This window comes from Vibrio sp. JC009 (assembly GCF_029016485.1).
In the GTDB taxonomy this organism is placed as follows: domain Bacteria; phylum Pseudomonadota; class Gammaproteobacteria; order Enterobacterales; family Vibrionaceae; genus Vibrio.
Window position 1 is genome coordinate 361,694 of record NZ_CP092106.1, and the last position, 23,447, is coordinate 385,140.

At 45.7% G+C, this 23,447-nt stretch carries 20 protein-coding genes and 2 tRNA genes; 17 read left to right on the plus strand and 5 right to left on the minus strand.

Annotation, left to right across the window (positions count from 1 at the left end; genetic code table 11):
• The first annotated feature begins 76 nt into the window (after positions 1-76).
• The 3 genes from L3Q72_RS01755 (at position 77) to L3Q72_RS01765 (ending at position 1,756) form a co-directional block, all read left to right on the plus strand.
• Entirely contained in the window at positions 77-490 is a 414-nt protein-coding gene (locus L3Q72_RS01755) for a hypothetical protein (protein WP_275130980.1), read from the plus strand.
• A complete protein-coding gene (locus tag L3Q72_RS01760) occupies positions 487-1,572 on the plus strand; it encodes a GGDEF domain-containing protein (RefSeq protein WP_275130981.1) in 1,086 nt (361 codons plus the stop codon). The genes L3Q72_RS01755 and L3Q72_RS01760 overlap by 4 nt, the downstream gene beginning before the upstream one ends.
• Before the next feature lie 97 nt (positions 1,573-1,669).
• Positions 1,670-1,756 (plus strand) — tRNA-Leu (locus tag L3Q72_RS01765).
• Positions 1,757-1,799: 43 nt separating this feature from the next.
• Here the strand turns inward: L3Q72_RS01765 and L3Q72_RS01770 are convergent.
• Complete coding sequence (locus tag L3Q72_RS01770) at positions 1,800-3,569, minus strand: lysophospholipid acyltransferase family protein (protein WP_275130982.1); 1,770 nt, start codon at positions 3,567-3,569, stop codon at positions 1,800-1,802.
• A gap of 407 nt (positions 3,570-3,976) precedes the next feature.
• Here L3Q72_RS01770 and L3Q72_RS01775 point away from each other — a divergent pair, with 407 nt between their 5' ends.
• Positions 3,977-4,171, plus strand: coding sequence for a hypothetical protein (locus L3Q72_RS01775; RefSeq protein WP_275130983.1), 195 nt, complete (start codon positions 3,977-3,979; stop codon positions 4,169-4,171).
• A 70-nt stretch (positions 4,172-4,241) separates the two neighbouring features.
• Here the strand turns inward: L3Q72_RS01775 and L3Q72_RS01780 are convergent, their stop codons facing one another.
• The 3 genes from L3Q72_RS01780 to pepA all read right to left on the minus strand — a co-directional run bounded on the left by L3Q72_RS01780 (position 4,242) and on the right by pepA (position 9,215).
• Positions 4,242-7,097, minus strand: coding sequence for a valine--tRNA ligase (locus L3Q72_RS01780; protein WP_275130984.1), 2,856 nt, complete (start codon positions 7,095-7,097; stop codon positions 4,242-4,244).
• 99 nt (positions 7,098-7,196) lie between these two features.
• Positions 7,197-7,649, minus strand: a complete 453-nt coding sequence (locus L3Q72_RS01785) for a DNA polymerase III subunit chi (RefSeq protein WP_275130985.1) — start codon at positions 7,647-7,649, stop codon at positions 7,197-7,199.
• A gap of 57 nt (positions 7,650-7,706) precedes the next feature.
• The gene (gene pepA / locus L3Q72_RS01790; protein WP_275130986.1) at positions 7,707-9,215 is read right to left on the minus strand and encodes a leucyl aminopeptidase; all 1,509 of its coding nucleotides are present in this window, start codon (positions 9,213-9,215) and stop codon (positions 7,707-7,709) included.
• A gap of 224 nt (positions 9,216-9,439) precedes the next feature.
• Here pepA and lptF point away from each other — a divergent pair, with 224 nt between their 5' ends.
• Together lptF and lptG are read left to right on the plus strand one after the other, a co-directional pair.
• Positions 9,440-10,546, plus strand: a complete 1,107-nt coding sequence (gene lptF / locus L3Q72_RS01795; protein ID WP_275130987.1) for an LPS export ABC transporter permease LptF — start codon at positions 9,440-9,442, stop codon at positions 10,544-10,546.
• Between the two features lie 3 nt (positions 10,547-10,549).
• Positions 10,550-11,620 carry an LPS export ABC transporter permease LptG gene (lptG, locus tag L3Q72_RS01800; protein WP_275130988.1) on the plus strand — a complete coding sequence of 357 codons (1,071 nt, stop codon included), beginning with the start codon at positions 10,550-10,552 and terminating at the stop codon, positions 11,618-11,620.
• A gap of 44 nt (positions 11,621-11,664) precedes the next feature.
• On the opposite strand, the gene L3Q72_RS01805 is transcribed toward lptG, so the two are convergent.
• A complete protein-coding gene (locus L3Q72_RS01805; protein WP_275130989.1) occupies positions 11,665-12,141 on the minus strand; it encodes an RDD family protein in 477 nt (158 codons plus the stop codon).
• A gap of 236 nt (positions 12,142-12,377) precedes the next feature.
• Between L3Q72_RS01805 and L3Q72_RS01810 the strand changes: the two genes are divergently transcribed.
• The 11 genes from L3Q72_RS01810 (at position 12,378) to L3Q72_RS01860 (ending at position 23,402) form a co-directional block, all read left to right on the plus strand.
• Positions 12,378-12,626 (plus strand): hypothetical protein, encoded by a 249-nt coding sequence (locus L3Q72_RS01810; protein WP_275130990.1) that lies wholly within the window; start codon positions 12,378-12,380, stop codon positions 12,624-12,626.
• Between the two features lie 172 nt (positions 12,627-12,798).
• On the plus strand, positions 12,799-13,326 hold the full coding sequence (locus L3Q72_RS01815) for a PAS domain-containing protein (protein ID WP_275130991.1): 528 nt from the start codon (positions 12,799-12,801) through the stop codon (positions 13,324-13,326).
• A gap of 2 nt (positions 13,327-13,328) precedes the next feature.
• On the plus strand, positions 13,329-14,807 hold the full coding sequence (locus L3Q72_RS01820; RefSeq protein ID WP_275130992.1) for a methyl-accepting chemotaxis protein: 1,479 nt from the start codon (positions 13,329-13,331) through the stop codon (positions 14,805-14,807).
• 79 nt (positions 14,808-14,886) lie between these two features.
• A tRNA-Leu gene (locus tag L3Q72_RS01825) sits at positions 14,887-14,971 on the plus strand.
• Between the two features lie 431 nt (positions 14,972-15,402).
• Positions 15,403-16,401, plus strand: coding sequence for an OmpA family protein (locus L3Q72_RS01830; protein WP_275130993.1), 999 nt, complete (start codon positions 15,403-15,405; stop codon positions 16,399-16,401).
• 210 nt (positions 16,402-16,611) lie between these two features.
• Positions 16,612-16,770, plus strand: a complete 159-nt coding sequence (locus L3Q72_RS01835; RefSeq protein ID WP_275130994.1) for a hypothetical protein — start codon at positions 16,612-16,614, stop codon at positions 16,768-16,770.
• A gap of 116 nt (positions 16,771-16,886) precedes the next feature.
• A complete protein-coding gene (locus L3Q72_RS01840; RefSeq protein WP_275130995.1) occupies positions 16,887-17,816 on the plus strand; it encodes a LysR family transcriptional regulator in 930 nt (309 codons plus the stop codon).
• An 82-nt stretch (positions 17,817-17,898) separates the two neighbouring features.
• Positions 17,899-18,513 carry a LysE family translocator gene (locus L3Q72_RS01845; protein ID WP_275130996.1) on the plus strand — a complete coding sequence of 205 codons (615 nt, stop codon included), beginning with the start codon at positions 17,899-17,901 and terminating at the stop codon, positions 18,511-18,513.
• 376 nt (positions 18,514-18,889) lie between these two features.
• A complete protein-coding gene (locus L3Q72_RS01850; RefSeq protein ID WP_275130997.1) occupies positions 18,890-20,164 on the plus strand; it encodes a divalent metal cation transporter in 1,275 nt (424 codons plus the stop codon).
• A gap of 171 nt (positions 20,165-20,335) precedes the next feature.
• Positions 20,336-21,889 carry a PAS domain-containing methyl-accepting chemotaxis protein gene (locus L3Q72_RS01855; protein WP_275130998.1) on the plus strand — a complete coding sequence of 518 codons (1,554 nt, stop codon included), beginning with the start codon at positions 20,336-20,338 and terminating at the stop codon, positions 21,887-21,889.
• A 253-nt stretch (positions 21,890-22,142) separates the two neighbouring features.
• The gene (locus L3Q72_RS01860; protein WP_275130999.1) at positions 22,143-23,402 is read left to right on the plus strand and encodes an HD-GYP domain-containing protein; all 1,260 of its coding nucleotides are present in this window, start codon (positions 22,143-22,145) and stop codon (positions 23,400-23,402) included.
• Positions 23,403-23,447: the final 45 nt, after the last annotated feature.

Here is a 23,447-nt window from a genome sequence, read left to right on the forward strand (position 1 = left end):
GACATATAACAAATTACTTATGTTTACTAAACAGTGTCACCAATTATATTTACTTCTGCTTTTGTGTTTATCTTCAGTGTGTTATGCAGGTAGCGAACCGCTGGTTCTGATCGACAGAGATACACGGGTGGAAGTCTCGATAGATGAACTTCGTTCTCAGGCGGACACGGAGTTTACGATGTTTGCCCCCTTCCGCCACCGGGAAGTGCGGATTAAAGGCATTCTCTTAGAAGACTTGCTGAGCAGGTATTTATCTAAGGTTCCGGAGCGTATCAGATTTACAGCTCTTGATGACTATCAGATAACTTTTGATAACTGGAAAAAGAATCAGTGGGTAGTGGTTACACATGAAGATGGAAAACCGCTTAGCGTACGCCAGCAGGGACCACTGAGAGTTGTTGAGATGGACCTCAATGGTAAAAATGTTAATAACCTGAGAGAGTTTAACGACTGGATATGGATGCTGGCTAAGATTGAAATCCTGCCATGATCGGTAAATTACAGAAGAAAACGTTTTTGTGGCTGGGACTGACTGGTTTCGGTGCACTTCTTGTTTTTACGGTTGAAGTAAGCCTGTATTACCCTGAAGTAAAGAATTATTTTGATAACTCCAGCAGGCTTGCGGCGCAAACCTTAGTGGCCCGAGCCAGGCAGTATCTGACAGAGAGTCTGGTATTGGTTTCTGAGTCTCCCCTTGAGCCATCCAAGCGAGAACTGGCTAAAGAGCGCCTTGATCTTGCTTACGGATTAATGAACATTGACTATCACCTTAGAGAGTACTCCTGTTCATCTTCGGCTCTTGAAAAAATTGATCAGCTCTACATGCAATTAGAGCAACAGAGTGCCTTTACACTCCATTCCTATACAAATACAGCTGCTTCGGTCATTCTGTGTACAGATGATATTCAGTCTACCCTGGATAAAAAGCGGGCCGATCTGGCCAATGATATGTTGAACGAGCTTAACTTTCAGGTTCAGGTGTTAGTTTCAGTTGCTTGTCTGGTTTTTATTGCAGGTTTAGTTATCTGGGGAATACACCATAAACAGTCAAAAATGATTCGTCAGAACCGGGATGAGGCAGACCGCTGGATTCAGCATGCCATGGAAGACTCTCTTACCGGAGCACGAAACCGCCGGGCATTTGATGCAGAGATAACACGGCTTGGTGAGGGAAATCAGCTGTTCTCGCTGCTGATGTGCGATATCGACTACTTTAAGCAATATAACGATAGCTTCGGGCACTTAGAAGGTGATAAGGCTCTAAAGCTGGTTTCTGATGCAATAAGAACCGTTCTGCGTGAAGAGGACTGCCTCTACCGCTATGGAGGAGAAGAGCTGGCAGTTATTCTTTCCCGTACCGATATCAGACAGGCTGAAAAAATTGGAGAGCGCATCCTGAACCTGATCCGGAAACTAGAGCTTCATCATCCAGAAAGCGAGCATGAAGTTGTGACTATTAGTATTGGTTGCGCGACAAGCCGCGAAGAGCCCGGTGCACAGAGTCTGATTCGTTTAGCGGATCAGCGTTTGTATCAGGCTAAAAAAGCCGGGCGTAACTGTATAATTGCTTAAATGACAAGCAGTTAGGCGGGTTAAGTGTGAAGGTTGTCACGCTATGAACGATATCCGCTTTAATTCATTCAAATTTAGGCAGATTATAAGTGCCTACGCAGATGTGGTGGAATTGGTAGACACGCTAGCTTCAGGTGCTAGTGGCCTCACGGCCGTGGGAGTTCAAGTCTCCCCATCTGCACCAAATTCACAAAAAGCCCGCTTTTAAGCGGGCTTTTTTGTGCTTGTTAGTCAGTATCAACACTGTGCAACTGAAGATACTCCCCAGCCTGCTCAACCCCCATATAACGGCCAAGCGTTTTCTGTGGCACTTTACGCAGGTCAACCACAATCAGGCCGTCCAGAGCATCGTTAAATGCAGGATCTACGTTAAAGCAGACCAGCTTACCGTTCAGGCAGATATACTGGCGTAGCAAAACCGGAACTCCTTTACCTTCGTCAAGGCGTGCAATTACGCGGGAAAGCAGCTGCAGGTCACCCAATGCGGTCAGCAGACTGGTGTTCCATAAAGAAGAGTGAGTTTCCAGCGGGTTAGATGCGGTAACACACTTGGCACTTTCGACATCGTAGTGGTGCAGTGTCATTGTCTCAGCCAGCAACTGGCGTGCTTCATGGCTGTAATCGTTGCTTATGCTTACCGGACCAAACAGATGCGTATACTGCGGGTTGCGGTGAATATAAGTGGCAATGCCTTTCCAGAGCAGAAGCAGCGGGCTCATGCTGCGCTGATACTCTGCTCCGATAACAGAGCGGCCCATTTCAATGGCTTTGCCGCCATTCATGCGGTTCAGGAAGCGCTGGTCATAGTTAAACAGGGTTCTTGAGTACAGGCCTTCCAGTTGTCTGTTCTCCAGAACCTGGTCCACCAGGCCAAGGCGGTAGGCACCAACAAGTTGCTGCTTCTCTTTGTCCCAGACAAAAAGCTGCAGGTAATCCTTGTCGAACTCATCGATATCCAGAGCTAGACCTGTACCTTCGCCTGCCTGACGGAAGTTTATTTCACGCAGTCTGCCGATCTCATGCATGAGTGACGGAATATTCTCTGAACCTGTACAGTAAACCTCGTACTCACCGCTGGACAGCAGGTGTGCATCTGACGGAAGAGACTCAAGCTCATTAAGAATTTCTTCCGGAGCCTTTGCCTTAGCCACCGGCTGTGCGTCTTTCATCATGCAGACAGTTTGCGCACTGCTTGCAGCATTGCGGTTTAGCAGGTAAGTATTTAGCCGCAGGTAGTTCACCAGGTTGCGGTCGTCCAGGTTGTTTACTTCTTTGTATCTGATGACGTCACCGATGGCGATGGAAATGGTTTCCTGCTTCTTATTCAGAAGTTCACGTCCAAGCATCATGGTGCGAAGCAGAGGATGTACTTTTCCGGCCACGTAGAAGTGCTTTGAGTTCATTCCGTTGATAAACACCGGTACGGTTACCGCCTTGTTCTTACGGATCAGTGAGCTGACGGAGCGGCTCCACTCTTTATCCTCAAGCTTCTTTTGCTTGCGGTCTACAAGTTGGGAAACTTCTCCGGCAGGGAACATCAGCAGCAGGCCGTCATCTGCAAGGTGCCGGTTTGCTTCTCGCATAGCACGCATATTCGCTTTAACTGCGTTTTTGGTTTCGAATACATCGACACCAATGAAGAGGTTATCAATTTCCGGAACGGTTTTAAGGTAGTGATTCGCCAGAATCTGAATATCACTGCGGATTGAAAGAAGAATTTCCGCAAGGATTACGCCCTCTATACAGCCCAGTGGGTGATTCGCTACAACAACTGTTGCTCCCTTTTCTGGAACAGAGCCAAGAGAGCCGCGCATAACCTGATAATCAATACCCAGAATGTCCAGAGTAAAGCGTAAAAACGCCTGCGTATTACAACCGGCCGGACGCTGTGCATATAGTCTGTCCAGAACACTTAGTCCTGTTGCCCACTCAGCAACAGATTCACCAATGCCAAATGGTGTTTTTCTTGGAAGACGAAACGGACTTGCAGATGGCATAACAACCTCGAATTGATACATATTTCTGGGTAAATGTTATGAATCAAAGGTTGCAGATTGGAGTCAAAAAAATGAGGAGATGGTGACGACTTTATGACATTTGTATTGTCGTCACACACTTTGTTGCAGTGGTCATATTATGAAGCCACTTTCTTTCGTTTGTAAATCTGAGGATATGTTTTTCGCAGGCGAAGCTGTTCCTGAGTTATGTATCTAGTCATCCTTTCTATAGTTTATATGCGGAAGTATTATCACTGTTATCGACCGACATCTAATTTACCTTAGAGTGAGATGTCAAATATCAGTTAAAAAGTGTGCTTCCGGTCAATAATTGGTTTTGCTGGTATTTCTGTTTTCTATCTTGGTGACTAGGATTAGAAATGTACGGAATAAAAAGGGGCTGAATTATGGATCTAAAACAAGACCCACGCTGTTATACCGATGTGTGCATTGACGGACGCTGGTATCACTACGATCACTGTGGAAAAAAAGCATATATGTTATGGGGCGGATCTGCGCCGCAACTGGAGCTGGAAAGGGAGCCAAAAACAGAAGACGAATTAATTGAGCTACTGAAGAATTCAGCTTCTCAGCTTAAATAGCAGAATTCAGATAAAGAAAAAGTCTGGCAATTTGGTTTGCCAGACTTTTTTTGTTTAGGGGGCTTATATCTTAAAGCGCTGCAATCGTTGCTTTCTGCTCTTCAAGCTTAGCCAGTGTCTCTTTATAGCCTTCAAGCTTCTCGCGCTCTTTTGCTACAACCGCTTCCGGTGCTTTCGCCACGAAACCCTGATTGCTCAGCTTGCCTTCGATACGCTTGATTTCGCCGTGCGTTTTCTTCACTTCACCTTCAAGACGAGCCAGTTCAGCATCTTTATCGATAAGACCAGCCATAGGAATCATCAGCTCAGACTTAGCAACCAGTGCCGTTGCACAGGCAGGAGTCTCTTCATCAGCCGCCAGTACACGAACACTTTCCAGCTTCGCAAGAGAGATAAGAACCTGCTTGTTTGCTTCAAGGCGTTCTGCATCTGCTTCATCAGCCGCTTTCAGCATTACTTCCAGAGGTTTACCCGGGTTGATGTCGTACTCTGCACGCAGGTTACGGATGCTGGTGATAAATGCCTTCACCCACTCGATATCAGCAACAACGGCTTCATCGTATGCCGCTTCATCAAATTGAGGCAGTGCCTGAGTCATGATGGTTTCACCTTCAACGCCAGCAAGGCCTTTAACGCTCTGCCAGATAGATTCAGTGATGTACGGGATTACCGGATGAGCAAGACGCAGAGTCTTCTCAAGAACAGTGATCAGCGTATGGCGAGTCGCACGCTGCTGAGCTTCGTTGCCTTTCCAAAGAACCGGCTTAGTCAGCTCAAGGTACCAGTCACAGAACTGGTTCCAGATAAATTCGTAGATGGTGTTTGCCGCCATATCCAGACGGTAGTTATCGATATGCGCGTTGAAGTCTTTTGCTGCGATCTGGAACTGAGATTCGATCCACTTATCAGCCAGTGAAAACTCCATTTCGCCACCGTTCAGACCACAGTCCTGATCTTCAGTATTCATCAGAACATAACGGCTTGCATTCCAAAGCTTGTTACAGAAGTTACGGTAACCTTCCAGACGCTTCATATCCCAGTTGATGTCACGGCCGGTAGAAGCCATAGCAGCAAGAGTGAAACGAAGTGCGTCAGTACCGTAGGCTTCGATACCGTTTTCAAAAGTCTTACGCGTGTTCTTCTCGATCTTCTGAGCAAGCTGAGGCTGCATCATGTTACCGGTGCGCTTCTCAACCAGAGACTCAAGGTCGATACCATCAATCATGTCGATTGGGTCAAGCACGTTACCCTTAGACTTAGACATTTTGTCGCCGTTCTCATCACGGATAAGGCCGGTCACGTAAACTGTCTTAAACGGAACCTGAGGCTTGCCGTTTTCATCTTTGATGAAGTGCATGGTCATCATGATCATGCGCGCAACCCAGAAGAAGATGATGTCAAAACCTGTTACCAGAACATCTGAAGGGTGGAATACCTTCATATCTTCTGTATCTGCAGGCCAGCCCTGAGTACTGAAAGTCCAGAGTGCAGATGAGAACCAGGTATCCAGTACATCATCGTCCTGATGCAGAACAACAACAGGAGCAAGGCCGTGCTTCTCACGTACTTCTTCTTCTGTGCGGCCAACATATACGTTGCCGTCGTTGTCGTACCATGCAGGGATACGGTGGCCCCACCAAAGCTGACGTGAGATACACCAGTCCTGGATATCACGCATCCATGAGAAGTACATGTTTTCGTACTGCTTAGGAACGAACTGGATTTCACCGTCTTCAACCGCTTTCGTTGCTGTTTCAGCAAGCGGTGCAGCGCGTACGTACCACTGGTCAGTCAGCATTGGTTCGATTACCACGCCGCCACGGTCGCCGTAAGGTACTGTCAGGTCGTGATCTTTGATTTCATCAAGAAGACCAAGCTCTTCAAACTCTGCGACTACCGCTTTACGCGCAGCGAAACGCTCCATGCCGTGGTATTTAGCCGGAAGTTCAGTGCCGTATGCGTCGCTTGCTTCGCCGTTAGAGTTGAACACCTGTGCTTCGTCACGGATATCACCGTTGAAAGTCAGGATGTTGATCATAGGAAGCTGGTGGCGCTTACCTACTTCGTAGTCGTTAAAGTCGTGCGCAGGGGTGATCTTCACACAACCTGTGCCCTTTTCCATATCTGCGTGTTCGTCACCCACGATTGGAATGCGACGATCAACGATAGGAAGAATCAGCTCTTTACCGATAAGATCTTTGTAGCGCGGATCTTCCGGGTTCACAGCAACACCGGTATCACCCAGCATGGTTTCCGGACGGGTTGTTGCTACGATAATGTAATCTTTACCTTCTGCTGTTTTTACACCGTCAGCAAGCGGGTAACGGAAGTGCCACATGTGGCCTTTTTTATCTTTGTTTTCAACTTCAAGATCAGAGATAGCGGTGTGCAGCTTTGGATCCCAGTTAACCAGGCGCTTACCGCGGTAGATAAGATCTTCTTCGTAAAGGCGAACGAATACTTCTTTAACCGCATCAGAAAGACCGTCATCCATAGTGAAGCGCTCACGCTCCCAGTCTACAGATGCACCAAGACGACGAAGCTGCTTAGTGATAGTACCGCCAGACTGGCCTTTCCATTCCCAGATCTTGTCGATGAAAGCATCACGGCCGTAGTCGTGCTTTGTTTTGCCTTCTTCTGCTGCAATCTTACGTTCAACAACCATTTGAGTAGCGATACCAGCGTGGTCAGTACCCACCTGCCAAAGGGTGTTTTTGCCCTTCATTCGCTCACAGCGGATAAGCGTATCCATGATTGTGTCCTGGAACGCGTGGCCCATGTGCAGGCTACCTGTGACGTTCGGTGGCGGGATCATGATGCTGTATGATTCTTTAGATGTGTCACCGTGTGGCTTGAAGTAGCCTTTCTCTTCCCAGTTCTGGTATAGAGACTGTTCAATAGATTGTGGGTTGTATGTCTTTTCCATGGCGTTCTTTATGGATACTTTTCGTTGATTTTTAAACAAGTTAAACCGTATAGGTAATTTTCCTCATAAGAAGAAGGAGGTTACCTATACGGTCAATATTTAATTCTGGTGCTCAATTTCGATGGTCTGCATCGAAAAACCAGCCTGACGGTATAGTTTATAACGTTCTCGCGCCAGTTGCCTGGTTTTTTCATCGCAAGGGACGAAGTCTACCACTTGTGCAGAGGTTCGGGCAAAGATTGTCTCATCTTTCGCCAAATTTATTATGATTTGACGGCTCCAGGATGGCTTTAATTTACTGTAACCGATTTCGATTTGAGTGCCGTTTTTTGGGCCTTCGCCGATCAGATTGTGAGGGAGGAACTGCTCAGGCGGACTCTGGAAGAGAATATCGTCCCAGTGTTCAGCTTCTTTTTTGTCGTGAGCGTTGAGATAGATTTTTGCTCCCTGAGAAACAAAGTGACGGATTAAGAACAGCACATATTCCTCGAAGCCATTTTCAGAGGTCTGAGGGGTTTCGGGTTTTATGATGTAAAAAGTGGCTGTGGTCACTGGTTTTTAGCCCGGTATGCATTCCCACGCCGGAGCGTGGGAACGAGGAGAGGAGGGTTACTCTTCGATTTCCTGGCCGCTGCGGTTTAGCAGGAACTGAACCAGCATAGATACAGGGCGACCTGTTGAGCCTTTTGCCTTGCCTGACTTCCACGCAGTACCGGCAATATCGATATGTGCCCAGTGGTACTTCTTGGCAAAGCGGGAAAGGAAACAACCGGCAGTGATTGTGCCACCCGGACGGCCACCAATATTCTGCATATCCGCAAACGGGCTGTTTAGCTGTTCCTGGTACTCATCAGCCATTGGCAGACGCCACGCTCTGTCGCCAGACTGGTCAGAAGCATTGGTCAGCTCGTGAGCCAGCGGGTTATGGTTTGAAATCAGGCCGCTGATATGATGGCCCAGCGCAATGACACATGCGCCAGTCAGTGTGGCAACATCGATAACGCATTCTGGCTCGTAGCGTTCTACGTAAGTCAGTGCATCACACAGAACCAGACGACCTTCAGCATCGGTATTCAGTACTTCTACAGTCTGGCCTGACATAGTGGTCAGAATATCACCAGGACGGTAGGCATTGCTGCCCGGCATGTTTTCACAGCCAGCCAGAATAGCGACTACGTTAATTGGCAGATCCAGTTTCGCCAGTGCTTTCATGGTACCGAAAACAGAGGCTGCACCGCACATATCGTATTTCATCTCATCCATGCCTTCACCCGGCTTCAGTGAAATGCCACCTGAGTCAAAGGTCAGGCCTTTACCGATAAGAACGATTGGTTTCGCTTCAGGATCAGGGTTTCCTTTGTACTCCATGACGGACATCATGGATTCGTTTTTAGAACCACGACCTACTGCCAGGTAAGAGGTCATGCCCAGCTTTTCCATTTCCTCTTCACCGATAATCTTTGTGCTTACCGATTCGTAGTCATCAGCCAGTCTGCGAGCCTGAGAGGCAAGGTAGGCAGGGTTAGCAACATTTGGCGGCATGTTGCCCAAATCTTTGGATGCACGAACACCGGATGCGACAGCAAGACCGTGCGCAATGGCTTTTTCACCAAGGTTCAGCTCACGGCGCGTTGGTACGTTAAATACCAGTTTGCGCAGTGGACGGCGTGTTTCAGGTTTATTGCTCTTAAACTGATCAAAGGTGTACAGGCCTTCTTTTGTCGATTCGACAGCCTGACGCACTTTCCAGTAGGTATCGCGGCCTTTTACATGAAGCTCTGTCAGAAAGCACACCGCTTCCATAGAGCCAGTTTCATTTAGCGTGCTGATGGTTTTCTGAATGATCTCTTTGTACTGGCGCTCACCCAGTTCACGCTCTTTACCGCAGCCAACGAGCAGAACCCGTTCAGATAACACACCCGGAACCTGATGCAACAACAGCATCTGGCCTGGTTTTCCTTCTAAATCGCCGCGGCGAAGCAATGAGCTGATATAGCCGTCACTAATCTTGTCAAGTTGTTCTGCCACAGGAGAAAGTCGGCGTGGTTCAAACACACCCACAACGATACATGCGCTGCGCTGTTTCTCCGGGCTGCCACTTTTTACACTAAACTCCATGGGAACTCCTACATCGTGAAGACAAACTGAACTAAATGTTAGATAATCAGGACCCGGTACGTGAATTTCCGTGTAGAATACAATGAGCCTGGGCCTTGTTTATCCTGTTGGATAAGAAATAATCCCTTATCTAACAATTAGCCAAAAATTAAAAAAATAAAAGGTTCAACGAGAAATTATAGTGATTAGACTAAAAAAACAAGTTTTGTATAGGTACTTTTAGCGTGATTATTGTCAGATATTTGACCCGCGAGACAATCAAGAGCCAATTTGCCATATTTTTTGTGCTGTTTCTGATCTTTGTTAGTCAGAAGTTCATTCGTGTTTTGGCCGATGCATCCGATGGTGATATCCCCGCGAGCTTAATTTTTTCCATTGTTGGCCTTAATATGCCAGCGATGGGGCTGCTAATGCTGCCCCTTAGTCTTTATATCGGGATTCTTGTTACTTTTGGCCGCTTGTATGCCGAAAGTGAGATTACCGTAATGAATGCCACAGGAATCGGCAATAAATTCCTTATTCAGGCGGCACTTTATTTGGCTTTGATTACTGCTGGTGTTGCTGCATTTAACTCACTCTGGCTCGCTCCATGGGCTCAGGACAGAGAAGCTCAGTTACTGGAAGAAGTTGCGGCAGACAACAGTGTTGAACTTCTGCAAAAAGGGCAGTTCCAGAGAACGCCCGATGGCTCAGCAGTAGTATTTATTGATGATGTAGACGGAAAACAGCTCGAAAGTGTCTTTATTTCACAGATAGTTCCGAGAGAGTCTATCCGACCGAGTGTTGCTCTTTCTAAAACCGGCGTGGTTAAAGAACTTGATGACGGCAGACAGGTACTGTCTCTGTTAGAGGGCTCTCGGTATGAAGGGGTGCCTTTCCGTCTGGATTATATGGTGACCCACTTTGATGAGTACGATGCGCTGATTGGCCAGCGGGAAGTCAGGAAAAAAGGCCGGGACTGGGAAGCCAGATCGACGTTTGAGCTTATCGGTAACCCGAGTATTAAGGCCAACGCTGAGCTGCACTGGCGTATTTCTCTGATTATCTGTATTCCTATGCTTACCATGCTTGTTGTGCCTCTGTCTGCTGTAAATCCTCGTCAGGGCCGCTTTGCTAAAATGGGACCGGCAATACTGCTTTATCTGGCTTACTTCCTGGCATTAAGTGCCATGAAATCGGCAATGGAAGATGGCTCTGTTCCTCCTCAGATAGGCATGTGGCCGATTAACAGCGCTCTGTTGCTGGCCGGGATCGTTATGAACACTCTTGATAGCGTCGCCGTTCGCAGATTGAAAGACAGAATAAAACAGAAGAGAAGAAAGGTAGCATAAGGCATGTTTAAGATTCTTGATATCTACATCGGCAAAACCATTATTGCTACCAGCTCTATTGTTTTAGCAACGCTTATCGGACTGTCCGGCATTATTAAATATGTGGAACAGCTCCGTAAAGTAGGCCGGGGTACCTACGACCTGCTGCAGGCGCTTTATTTCGTTTTACTTTCTGTTCCCCGGGATATTGAAATGTTCTTCCCGATGGCTGCGCTGCTGGGGGCACTGATTGGCCTTGGTATGCTTGCTGCCAGCTCTGAGCTGACGGTAATGCAGGCTTCTGGTTATTCCAAGCTGGATATCGGTTTGTCGGTTCTGAAAACCGCTGTTCCTCTTATGCTGATTGTTATGCTGCTGGGGCAGTGGGGTGCACCACAGGCCCAGAAAATGGCGCGTGAACTGAGAGCATTTTCTATCTCCGGCGGGCAGATTGTTTCGGTCCGGAGCGGTGTCTGGGCGCGTGATGCGGGTGACTTTATCTTTATCGGACGGGTTGACGACAACCAGTTAAAAGCCATTAACCTATGGCGCTTTAACAAGGAAAAGAAACTGGATGAAGTGATCTACGCTGCGCGTGCCAGTTATATCGGCGACAACAAGTGGCAAATGAAGGACGTTCAGATCACGGATATGGCGAATGATGTCGAGATATCTAAAGTCAGACTTGATAGTTATGAATGGTCGACCTCTCTGGCACCGGACAAGCTGGCGATAGTGACGGTAAAACCGGAAGAGCTGGCATTAAGTGGCTTGTACGATTATGTCAGTTACCTGAAAGCATCAGAGCAGGACGCTTCCCGCTATGAACTGGCCTTCTGGCGCAAAATAACCCAGCCATTTTCCATTGCGGTAATGATGCTGATGGCACTTTCATTCGTATTCGGACCACTGCGAAGCGTTACTATGGGTGCGAGGATCCTCTCTGGTGTGATTGCCGGGTTTACCTTCTATATTTCCAGTGAGTTCTTCGGGCCGTTAAGTCTGGTATACAGCATTCCGCCATTTGTCGGAGCGATAGCGCCCAGTCTGGTGTTTCTGAGTGTGGCAATTATGCTGTTAAGAAGAAAGCTGTAAGGAATTAAAAAAGGGAAGCGGTGTGTTGCTTCTCTTTTTTTATGTTACTTCGGCTCTTTTAATACAATCACTTCTGTCTTTGCCCACATATCATGAAACCCACGCTTTTCAGGATCAAAAGGTACGCTCAGATTTGCAAGGCCAAAGGCTGATGTGGCGACTCTTATCAGAGCCTGAGTTAGAGTAACCGCATTGCCGTTACTGTTTTGAACCCTGAGCTTCCAGGCTCTCATACCGACTGTCTGACCGGCTCTGGTCCAGAAATAGACAAAGAATCCAACCCATAAAGCCACCAGATAGAGCGTAAAGAGAGAGCTGGCAACAGGGTGTCTGGAAAGTAAATCGCTGGCATCTATATACGGTGCATACTCCATCGCTCCAGCAGCAACAAGGGCTTCTAATACGGCAATGACCACACCGGCAGCCATCATTTCAATCGCAATAATAACCAGACCGTCATAAATAAGGGCGGCAAGACGTCTGAAAAGACCTGCTTTTGGGTAATCTGCTTTGTTTTTCATCGTTATTCTTCAGATAAAGAGTGAATACCAATCCCGGCAATCACTGAACAGCTAATTACGGGCATTGGTATAAGAATAGAATATCAGCTAACTTATTAGCCAATTTACTCTAAAATCGCCTGACTTCAAAAGGTGAAAAGTAAATTGTGCAAACAAGATTTACTTCTAAGAATTAGTGCTATTCTTTGTATTGAGACTTTTGTTACTTAATGACTGTTTTTTATTTGGGGTGAGTTATGGTTACTGGCAGATTAGCTGTGATTGGTTCAATGATCAGAAAAAGTGTAGGCATTTCTGTAGTGTTTGCAGTGCTTGCTGCAATTGCCGCAGGCTTTATTGCCAGCCCGGCTTGCTCATCATGTGGTGCTATGGAATTGATGAATGTGGCGGGAACGATCATTAAGAGTGCGTTGATTGTTTATATGGCGTGCCTCAGCTTTGCTGCGCTTTATGGATCGTTATCACGTATGCCTGAGCAGTCTTAAACTCTACAAAGAAAGTTTATCCGAAAGGCTCTGATAATTATCGGAGCCTTTTGTTTTTTATAGAGCTGGAATTGCCTTCAGGTGTTAAAAATATCAACACGATTCTTGAGGAATTACATCCATCACCTATAGTTGAAATACGGTTTCCCAATACTCGAACAGGGAGTTGCTGGTGGGTACAGAGAAGGAAGTCTCATTTGGTAATGATGAATTTATCGTTACCAAGACAGATACCAAAGGGATGATCACATACGCCAACAGAACCTTTATGCGTGTGGCTAACTATAGTGAATTGCAGCTGATTGGCAGGAATCACAACATTATCCGTCATCCGGATATGCCCAGAGGGGTGTTTTACGGATTGTGGAAATCAATAAAGTCTAAGCAAGAGTTTTTTGGTTTTGTAAAAAACTACACCTCAGAACACAACTACTACTGGGTATTCGCAAATGTTACTCCCGATTTGGTAAACGGCAGTATTGTCGGATTTTACTCTGTCAGGCGTTCGGCTCCGCGAGGTGCATTAGAGGTGATTGAACCTGTTTACCGGCAGATGCTTCAGCAAGAGCGTTCAATGGAAAAGAACAGAGCGCCCGAAGCTTCCTGGAGCTGGCTGCAAAACAGCATCTTAGAATCTCACCAGACCTGCTATGAAGAATTTATCCTTAGCCTTTACCACGAACACTATAAAGGAGGCTGATAGTGATTAAACGTACAAGTAAAGTCAGCCGAAATATACTGCTGCTCAGACAGAAATTCCTGGTTATCTGCCTGGTGTTTGTGTCTGTTACGAGCCTCTTATCTGCCGTTAATATTTACAATTACGGCATCAGTTCAATGAACCTGGTTTTGCCGGTGTTCGCCATCCTATTTGCTACGTATGCCTATTATGATCAGGGGCGCCCTATGTATGTTCTGGAAAAGATCAGGGAGGCTCTGGATGAGGCGAAAAAGGGTAATATCCATATCCGCATTGTGAAAACAAAGGGACTTGGAGAGATTGGGCATGTTGCCTGGGCGCTGAACGATCTGCTGGATATTGTGGAGACAAACTTTAAGGAGCTGTCGAATACCTTCCAGCGTGCCAGTGAAAATAAGTATCACCGAAAGGGTCTGGTTCAGGGATTGCCCGGTGAGTTTGCCAAGACAATGACTAATATCAATATGGCTATCGACTCCATGGAGAAAGCCCATATCTTCGCCAGACAGAACCGCTTGCGCAGTGAGCTGCACCATATCAACACCACAAACCTTCTGATTAATCTGAAAAATAACCAGCACGAGCTGGCCGGTCTTTCAAGCAAAATGGACGATGTGCTTTCCATTGCAACTGAGAGCCGGGACGGGGCGGAGGAGAGCCTTTCTGCTGTTGGTGTTATCCGTAACTCTTTAGACGATATGAATTCACGTATGTCGGCAATGGAAAGCACGGCGCAGAATCTTGGAGAGGAGAGTATCCGCATTGCTGAAACCATCAAAGTTATTACCGATATAGCCGATCAGACTAATCTTCTTGCTCTTAATGCTGCCATAGAAGCGGCAAGGGCTGGTGAGTTTGGCCGGGGATTTTCTGTGGTAGCAGATGAGGTGCGCCAGCTGGCGGACAGAACCCGCTCATCAACCGCTGAAATAAACAGTACTATCAGCTCTCTGACCAGTCAGATTGAGGATATGGTTTCTCAGACTTTAACCGTCGGAGAACAGACCAAGACAGTCAGTGATGAAGTGACCAACTTCCATGTGAACTTCGACAAAGTAGCAGATGCTTCGCAGCGAACCATTATGCTGATGAATCAGGCGAAAGATCTCTCCTTTGCTTCTCTGGTGAAACTGGACCATGTGGTTTATATGCAGAACAGCTATATCGGTCTGGAGCGGGAAGGCTCTGGCACTGAGGCTGATGAAGTGAGAGGTGATCATTACAGCTGTAACTTAGGTAAGTGGTACTACGAAGGCGAGGGTTATAAGAGCTTCCACGAGTTATCTGCTTATCAGAGTCTGGAAACTCACCATATTCAGGTTCACGAGCATATTCATGCGGCACTGGAACTGGTTGGAGAGGACTGGAAGTCTGATGATGAAGTTCTGAATCAAATGCTTGTCCATGTTAACAATGCAGAAGCGGCAAGTTCCAGAGTGGTAGAGACGATTTCAGATATGCTCAGAGAAAAGTATGGCTAATTAATCGGCAACTAACTCACAAATAACAGCTTTATCCTTGCGTGGTAAGGTTTCATCCGTATAATGCTCAGAACAAATTGCCGGTGTGGTGAAATTGGTATACACGACGGATTCAAAATCCGTTGCCTTCGGGCGTAGCGGTTCAAGTCCGCTCACCGGTACCATCATTTAAACAACAAAGCCTCGACTTATGTCGGGGCTTTGTTGTTTCTGCTCTGTGAAAATCAACTCATCACATTCTGAGGTAGCAAAAAAAGCCAGCCATGGGGATGACTGGCAAACAATAAACATAAACAAAACGTCAGTTGGCTAGGAACTTCTGTATGCGTATGAGCATTAGAAGTTACTTAAATATTAGTAAATGAAAGGCATTTTCGCAAAATAACCGTGCTTAAATGCGGATTATTTTTTGTGATGCTTACCAAATATTTAGCAACAAATTAGTAACAATAATCAAAAATAAGACACAGCTTAAAAATTGGGTAATAGAGGGTTTAAATAATAGGAAATCAATAGATTGAATATACAAATGGCTATAGTCTGATTTATGTTCAGTCTAATTATGCGAACAAAAGAACATACAAAAGGAATTATTATGAAAAAAGTCGCTATTATACTCCCTTCTCTTGTTGCTCTTTCTATCCAGGTAGCTAATGCAGAGGTGTACCTGGGTGGTAAGCTGGGTAATACCTGGGCCGATGATGCTTGTTATGCAAGCTCCCCATGTGATGACGATAGCTTTGGCGGTGGTATTTATGCCGGTTATGATTTCACAGATATGATTGCACTGGAAGCTGGTTATGACCGCTTAGGCAGCCTGGAGTCTAACTTCAATGATAATGGCACCTCTGTCGTTATTGATGATACTTTCTCCGCATTTACGCTTGCGCCTAAACTGACACTTCCAATGGATAGTCTGGATATTTTTGCCAAGCTGGGTGCTGCGAAAGTAGATTACGGCAGTGCAGATGACCTTGTTTTAATGGGCGCTCTGGGTGCTGAATATGCATTCTCTAAAAACTTGCTTGGCCGTTTAGAGTATCAGCGTATCAACAATATTCAGGATGACTTTGTTGAAGGTATGGATCTTGATTCAGTGTTCCTGGGTCTTACCTATAAGTTTGGCAGCAAGGCTAAACCCGCTCCGGTTATTGAACCAAAAGTTGAGCCTGCTCCTGAGCCGGCACCTGTAGTAGAAGAACAGGCACCTGTGGTAGAAAAGCCAAAACCAGAGATTAAGCGCTTCCAGGAGTTTGGTACTGAGCTGTTTGATAATGACAGCTACAAGCTTGCTCAGGGTAGTGAGCAGTACTTTGACTGGATTGTTGGTGTAATGGATAAGTATCCTCAGGCTGAAGTAGAAATCATTGGTCATACTGACTCTGTTGGTTCTGAAGCATACAACCAGAAGCTGTCTGAAAACCGGGCACAGGCAGTGGCAGATTACTTGTATACACAGGGCGTTGAAGCGTCACGCGTAACTGTAAAAGGTATGGGTGAGAGCCAGCCGAAAGCAACAAATGATACTCCGGAAGGCCGTATGGCAAACCGAAGAGTAGAAGTGATCATCAACGAGTTTGAGTATCAGGAATAATTTTTCTGACATCCGGTTGATTATTGAAGCAGAGATCCTTTTTTGGATCTCTGCTTTTTTGTTTTTTTAATGTAAAGAAAATATTTTGATCCGGATCATCAATGTTTCAATTATTAGCTTGGATTCACTTTTGTGTGACTGAATTCTGAACATTTTTTTAACATTAGTTATACAATCGGCCCCAGTTGATATTCACAGGGGAGGTGTAGAATGTTTTCTACAGGAGATAAGCCAGGAAAGGGCTCTTATATGTGCGAAAAGTGCCGTATAGCAGTTGTGTTGGATGACGATAGTAAAGTACTGCCATACTGCCCTTGTTGTGAAGCACGTAACTACCTGACCAAAAGCTGGGAGAAAAAGAGTAAATAGATCCTTACTGAGATGTTCGAGCTTTGTTTTGTATGTATAAACTCCCCGGTCGGCTCGCCGGGGTTTTTTTATATCTGTTAGAATGACTTTTCATTCTGTATTAATCCGGGAAACTTATGCTCAGTAATGTAAACCTTAATCTGCTCCGTTCTCTGCATGTACTGCTGGAAGAGTGCCATGTCAGCAATGCAGCTCAACGTTTACATGTTTCTCAATCTGCTGTTAGCCGCCAGTTATCTCAGTTGCGGGAGTTGTTTGGTGATCCTCTGTTGATCCGGGAAGGAAACCGCCTGATCCCCACTCCTAAAGCTCTGGATATCAAAGTGAAACTCTCTGCGCTTTTTAAAGAGTTTGATCATTTACTGGATGAGCAAAACTTTGAGCCGTCTCAATGGAGCGGAGAGGTGGTTTTTGCTTCCAGTGATTATGTCGCTCAGTATATCTTTCCTGACTTTGTGGTGCAGACCAGAAAACAGGCTCCGAATGCGACTTTTAGATATGTCATGTGGCAACCGGAGTATCTGTCGGAGTTATCCAATACCAACATACACCTGGCATCGACAATGTTGCCTGAAAAGCCCGATGGATTATCGAGTCTGTTTTTGGGTGAAGATAAGCCTGTTATCGTAATGAGTCAGGGACACGCTTTGTCTCAGCAGCCTGAGCTCAGCGTTGACGACATTCTTCGCTACCCGCATATCGTTGTGAGTGCCGGGGGAGATAAAAACTCTCAGTTTGAAGCCGCACTGCGTAAAATAAAGAGAACCCGGACCATAGGACTTCGGGTTCCGTTCTTTTCGGCGGCATTTCACTCCTTGCTAAACAGCGACTACCTCCTTGTCATACCTGAACATATCGCCAGAACGGTTAGCCAGACTCTGCCTGTTATTTACCGGACCATTCCACTCGATCTTGCCAGCCATAAATACTGGCTTATATGGCATACCAAGTATGACCAGGATCCGGCTCATAGCTGGGTGCGGGAGCAGGCTTCTGAAGTGCTGAAGAGTTCGATTTACTCTATTGGGTATAATCTAAAATCATAACCTGAATGAATTATTTTAATTTCAATTCATAGCTGCTTGTTGCTATTGTTGTTCGAAATAAAGTGTTGTCGCTGGAATATTTATGACTTTTACGGTTTGGTTATCTCTATTTACTATATGCCTGCTGGGGGCTATGTCGCCAGGGCCAAGTCTGGCTATTGTTGCTAAACACAGTCTTGCGGGTGGCCGTATTAACGGAATTGCAACCGCATGGGCTCATGCAACCGGAATCGCAATCTATGCACTGATCACTCTGGTTGGTCTGGCTGCGATACTGCATCAGTTTCCAATTGTATTTAAAGCTATCAGCATCGTTGGTGCTGTTTATCTTGCTTATTTAGGTGTGAATGCGTTGCGTTCAAAAGGGGGCATAGCAGCCAGACTGGAATCCGGAGAAAAAGTAAGTGCATTAGAGTCAGCGAAAGAGGGCTTTTTTATATCGCTTACCAGTCCTAAGATCATGATGTTTTTTACCGCCCTGTTTAGTCAGTTTATTACCGCCGGAAATGAACTGAGCAGCAAAACCCTGATTGTCGCAACGCCCTATTTTGTTGACGGGCTCTGGTATACCTTTATTACTCTGATGCTCTCCTCTCCGATCCTGCTTGATCGCTTACGATCAAAAGCTCAGCTAATCGATCGTCTGACTGGTGCGATATTGATCCTTATTGCCTGCAGGCTCGTCTGGACACTCTAATAAAAACTACTCTATATGTTGTGTGGATTGCCGGAGCTTAGCTCCGGTTTTTTTGCTTGTGTAAAATCAGCAGTATTACTTTTTATATAAAATTCAGTGGATTTCATTCTGTGTAAAGAAAATTATACGAATGGTGTAAAAATTAATATCGTTTTTTTCTAGTGCTTACTGCTATTTTTGGCAGGTTTGGCTTTCTTAACTAGAAGTGATTGACTGGTTTTTCTGCTTCATCTGGACTTATCTACTTTTGTGAGATCTGGGAGGGGTTGATTATACAGGTGGTCAGGAGAAAAATAGCCCTGACATTCTAAATATCAGTGACCTGACAGACAGAAAAACTCTGGCTGCATAAAATATGAGTATATAAGGACAAACCATGGACAACTCAGTGGCAGTAGAAAGCCGGACCGGTGGGAACCGGCTGGTAGATTCAATAAGACTTCTTGGCCCGGGAATCATGACGGCAACGGCAGCTGTTGGTGGCTCTCATCTTGTGGCATCAACAAAAGCCGGTGCCATTTATGGCTGGCAACTTGCGGCTGTCATTCTGCTTGTAAATCTTTTTAAGTATCCGTTTTTCCGGGCAGGCGTACAGTACACTATGGGAACGGGTCAGAGCCTGATTGAAGGGTATAAAGATCTGGGCAAACCTTATTTATGGTTGTTTACCGCTTTGGCCGGAGTCTCGTCTGTGGTAAATAGCGCCGCTTTATTGCTATTCAGTGCTAGTCTTCTGAGCTATTTCTCTCCCTTTGAGCTTTCTCTGACTGCCAATGCCGGAGTGATTCTGGTGGTTTGTCTGGCAATACTGCTGGCTGGGCACTATAAAGCCCTGGATGGTCTGTCAAAGGTCATCATGGCAGTGCTGGTGCTTGCAACTGTGAGTGCAGTAGTGATTGCATTCGGTAATGGCGCTGTTGCTCCAGCTGAGTATGAAGCGCCTTCTGTCTGGAGTATCGCTGCTATCGGTTTTGTGGTGATAATGATGGGCTGGATGCCGGCCCCTATCGAAATCTCTAGCCTGACATCAATGTGGCTTAAGAGTCAGCGTAAAGAGCAAAATGTAACGGCAAAATCAGCGCTGTTTGATTTTAATGTTGGTTATATTGGTACCGCACTTCTGGCTGTTGTATTCCTTGCTCTCGGTGCTCTGGTTCTTCACGGAAACGGTCAGGAACTGAAAACTTCGGGAATTGGCTTCTCTCACCAGTTAGTTAGTATGTATGCAACGACTATTGGTGAGTGGTCACGCTATCTTATCGCAGTGGTTGCCTTCTTCTGTATCTTTGGCAGCACAATCACGGTTATTGATGGTTATTCACGCGCGATGGCAGAAGCGCAGCTATTGATTCAGGAAAAGCCGCTTGAGCAGCGTAAGCATCACAATATATGGATGATTGTAGTGAGCGTTATCGCTATGGCTATCCTGATGTTCTTTACATCAGCACTGATGACGATGCTGAACTTCGCTATGATTCTGGCATTTATGACCACCCCTGTTTTTGCTTTACTGAACTATAAACTTCTTACTCGTTCAGAACTGGAAGGTGAGTTAGCACTAACTCCAAGGCTGAAGGCACTTTGTTGGGTTGGCCTGGCGTACCTGTTTGGTTTCCTGGGTGTCTTTATCTGGTGGAAGTGGCTAATGTGATTCTGATAAAAAAGGCTTCTTCGGAAGCCTTTTTTATTATCAACGGGTTAGGTGTTGAATTTTATGGTGCATTTTACTTAACGGCGTATTTATTGATAGCTGTCATATTAATTTGTCTGTAATTTGTTATATGTAGCATTTCTGTTTTAGCCATTGACCAAAGTATCACCTATGTCCAGTAGTAGAGATCCAAGAAATAAAAACTACCCGAAAGATGTGAACCTGATATCGACGACTGATCCTTCCAGTATTGTCACTTATGCGAACGAAGTTTTTTGTGATGTCGCTGAGTACAAGGAAGAGGAACTTATTGGTAAACCGCATAACGTTGTGCGGCATAAGGATATGCCGAAAGCTGCATTTGGCCAGCTATGGCAGTACATTCAGTCCGGAAAAAGCTGGATGGGTCTGGTTAAGAATCAGTGTCAGGGTGATGGTCACTACTGGGTTTCTGCCTTTGTTACACCGATTAAAAACGAAAAAGGCGAAATAACGGAATATCAGTCCGTTCGCTCAAAACCTGAACCGGAACAGATTGACCGCGCAGCAGAGCTGTATAAGAAGCTAAATAAGGGTGAGAAAGTTTCAGGTTTCAGACTTCCTTTTGTATCAGCGCCGTTAGCTTTTGGTCTGATTACCTTGCTGCTATCTGCCCTTTTGCTGGCGGGTATCTCCCCACTATATATAGGCGTTGCAGGAATTACTCTGTCTGCACTGATGATGGGTCTCTCTCTTTATCACGGCAAGCGCTTTAACAAAATCAAACAGCTAGCCAATGATGCCTATAGTAATCCGCTTATGGAAAAGCCATATACCGGATGCTTTGACGATTATTCACAAATTGAACTGGCGCTGATGATGCGCAAGGCTGAGCTAAGAGCTGTTTCTGGCCGGACTGCTGAGACTGCGGGTAAGATACTGATTAATGCGGAAGAAGAGTTTGGAACCATTCAGTCGATAGAGCAGAGCCTTGGCCAGCAGTACAGTGAAACTGAAATGGTTGCTGCTGCGGTTGAAGAGTTGACTCAGTCAATTAACGATGTGTCATCCAGCGCGTCTTCTGCTTCAAAGGTTGCAGAGGAGGCCCGCTCAGAATCAGATGCAGGGCTGGAACGTATTAACGAAACTATCGCAGTTATCGATAATCTTGCCCGGGAGCTGGAGAACTCAAGAGAGGTTATCGATCAGCTTTCTAAAAATAGTGAGAAAATCGAAAGCATTCTGGATGTTATCGGAACAATATCAGAGCAAACGAATCTGCTGGCACTAAATGCCGCCATTGAAGCAGCAAGGGCCGGGGAGGCCGGGCGTGGTTTTGCTGTGGTTGCAGATGAAGTCCGTTCTCTGGCAATTAAGACAAGATCGTCAACCGATGAGATTCAGGGGATGATTTCTCAGCTTCAGGAAACAGCGGACAATGCCGTCTCTATAATGGAGAAGGGCGGAGAGCTTTCCAAAGACTGCACTGAGAAAGCCGGCGACACAGGAAGAGTGCTAAATAACATCGCTGATATGCTAAACCGTGTAACCGATAATAGTCACCAGATAGCGGTGGCGGTTGATCAACAGGCGGGTGTGACTCAGGAAGTGAATAACAATCTGTTGAACATTAAAACGCTGGCGGATGAAACTCTTGAGGCGTCTAAAGGATCGGTGTCCAGGACAAGTATGCTGGTGGATAATCTTGAAGCACTTCAGCGTTTGATCAAGCAGTTTCAGTCATAAAGATGATGGCACGGTAGCATTTCAGTTTTCAGAACCTGTGATCCTGAGGTGCTATCACTGTTGATTTTATTTATATTTCCGAATATAACTCTTACTTTATAGTTTTGCTAATATATAAGAACGGAATGTAACTTATCGCAACATTCCGGCATTGAGGTGCATATCGACACTTGGAATGCATTATCAATGTTTCTCAAATGTCTTATGCTTATGTTGTGTTTCAACTTATATAGATCGGGTCGTTTAGAAAAAAGTGGCTAGCATTAAAATTACTGTAGACAGAATTCGGCCGGGGCTGCATGTTCGTCTGCCAGTAAAGTGGAATGAGCATCCATTCCTTTTCAATAGTTTTAAACTGAAGAACCAGGATCAGATCAACATGATCAAACATCTGGGGATTCAGCACGTCTATATAGATCCAAGCCAGAGTGATACGACTCCGCTTCCGGTCACCGAAACCGGAGGCTCTGAAGACTCAAAGTCAGAAGAAGTTAATATCGATGAGCAAACCAAAAAGATGTGGGATGAGAAACAGTCGCGCATTGATAAGCTGAATAATTACCGGCGTCGTGTTATTAGCTGTGAAAAAGAGTTTGAACGTTCACTTTCACAACTTCGTTCTGTTATGAGCAAGATACGCAGCCGTCCTGAGACTGCGGTTAACGAAGCTGCTCTGATGGTGGACGATATCGTTGAGAAGCTGCTTTCCGATGATAACGTGACTCTACACCTGATGAATGGTAAGAGTGAGTTTGAAGATATCTACTTCCATTCGCTCAACGTTTCTATTTTGTCGATGATGATCGCCAAAAATAAGGGGCTTAATAGTCAGCAGATAAAAGAAGTGGCTTTTGGTGCCCTGTTTCACGATATCGGCAAGATCAAGATCCCTACGGCGATTCTGCGTAAAACCACGCCTCTGACAGAGCCTGAGCAAAACTACCTTAAGCTTCATACCAAGTATGGCCTCGACATGGCCGATGCGATTAAAGATTTTCCTGACAGCGCAAAAAGAATTATTACCCAGCACCATGAGATGGTTGATGGTTCCGGATACCCCGATGGTAAAAAAGGGGATGATATTGATGAGCTGTCGCAGATAGTTGCAGTAGTAAATGCATACGACAATCTGTGCCACACCAATATTACCGCTGAGCAGAAGGTGCCTTATACCGCGCTGGCTTATATGTATAAGAACTGCCAGGCACTATATAACAGTGAAAACCTCAATATTCTGATCAAGTTTATGGGGGTTTATCCGCCGGGAACCGTTGTTCACCTTTCAAATAAAATGGTGGGCATGGTGATCTCTGTTAACGCAAGCAACATTCTTTACCCGAATGTACTGCTTTATGATTCGAATGTTCCCCGGACTCAGGCTCCTATTGTTGACCTGGCAGATAAAGACATAAAGATAGAGGGAGCAATTGTTCCTTCTAAATTACCTGATAATGTCAGAGAGTATCTAAATCCCCGCTCACGCATATCTTATTTCTTTGATAGTGACGATTGATAGTTATCCACAGGATTTTGTGGATAACTTGTTACTTCTAAGTGC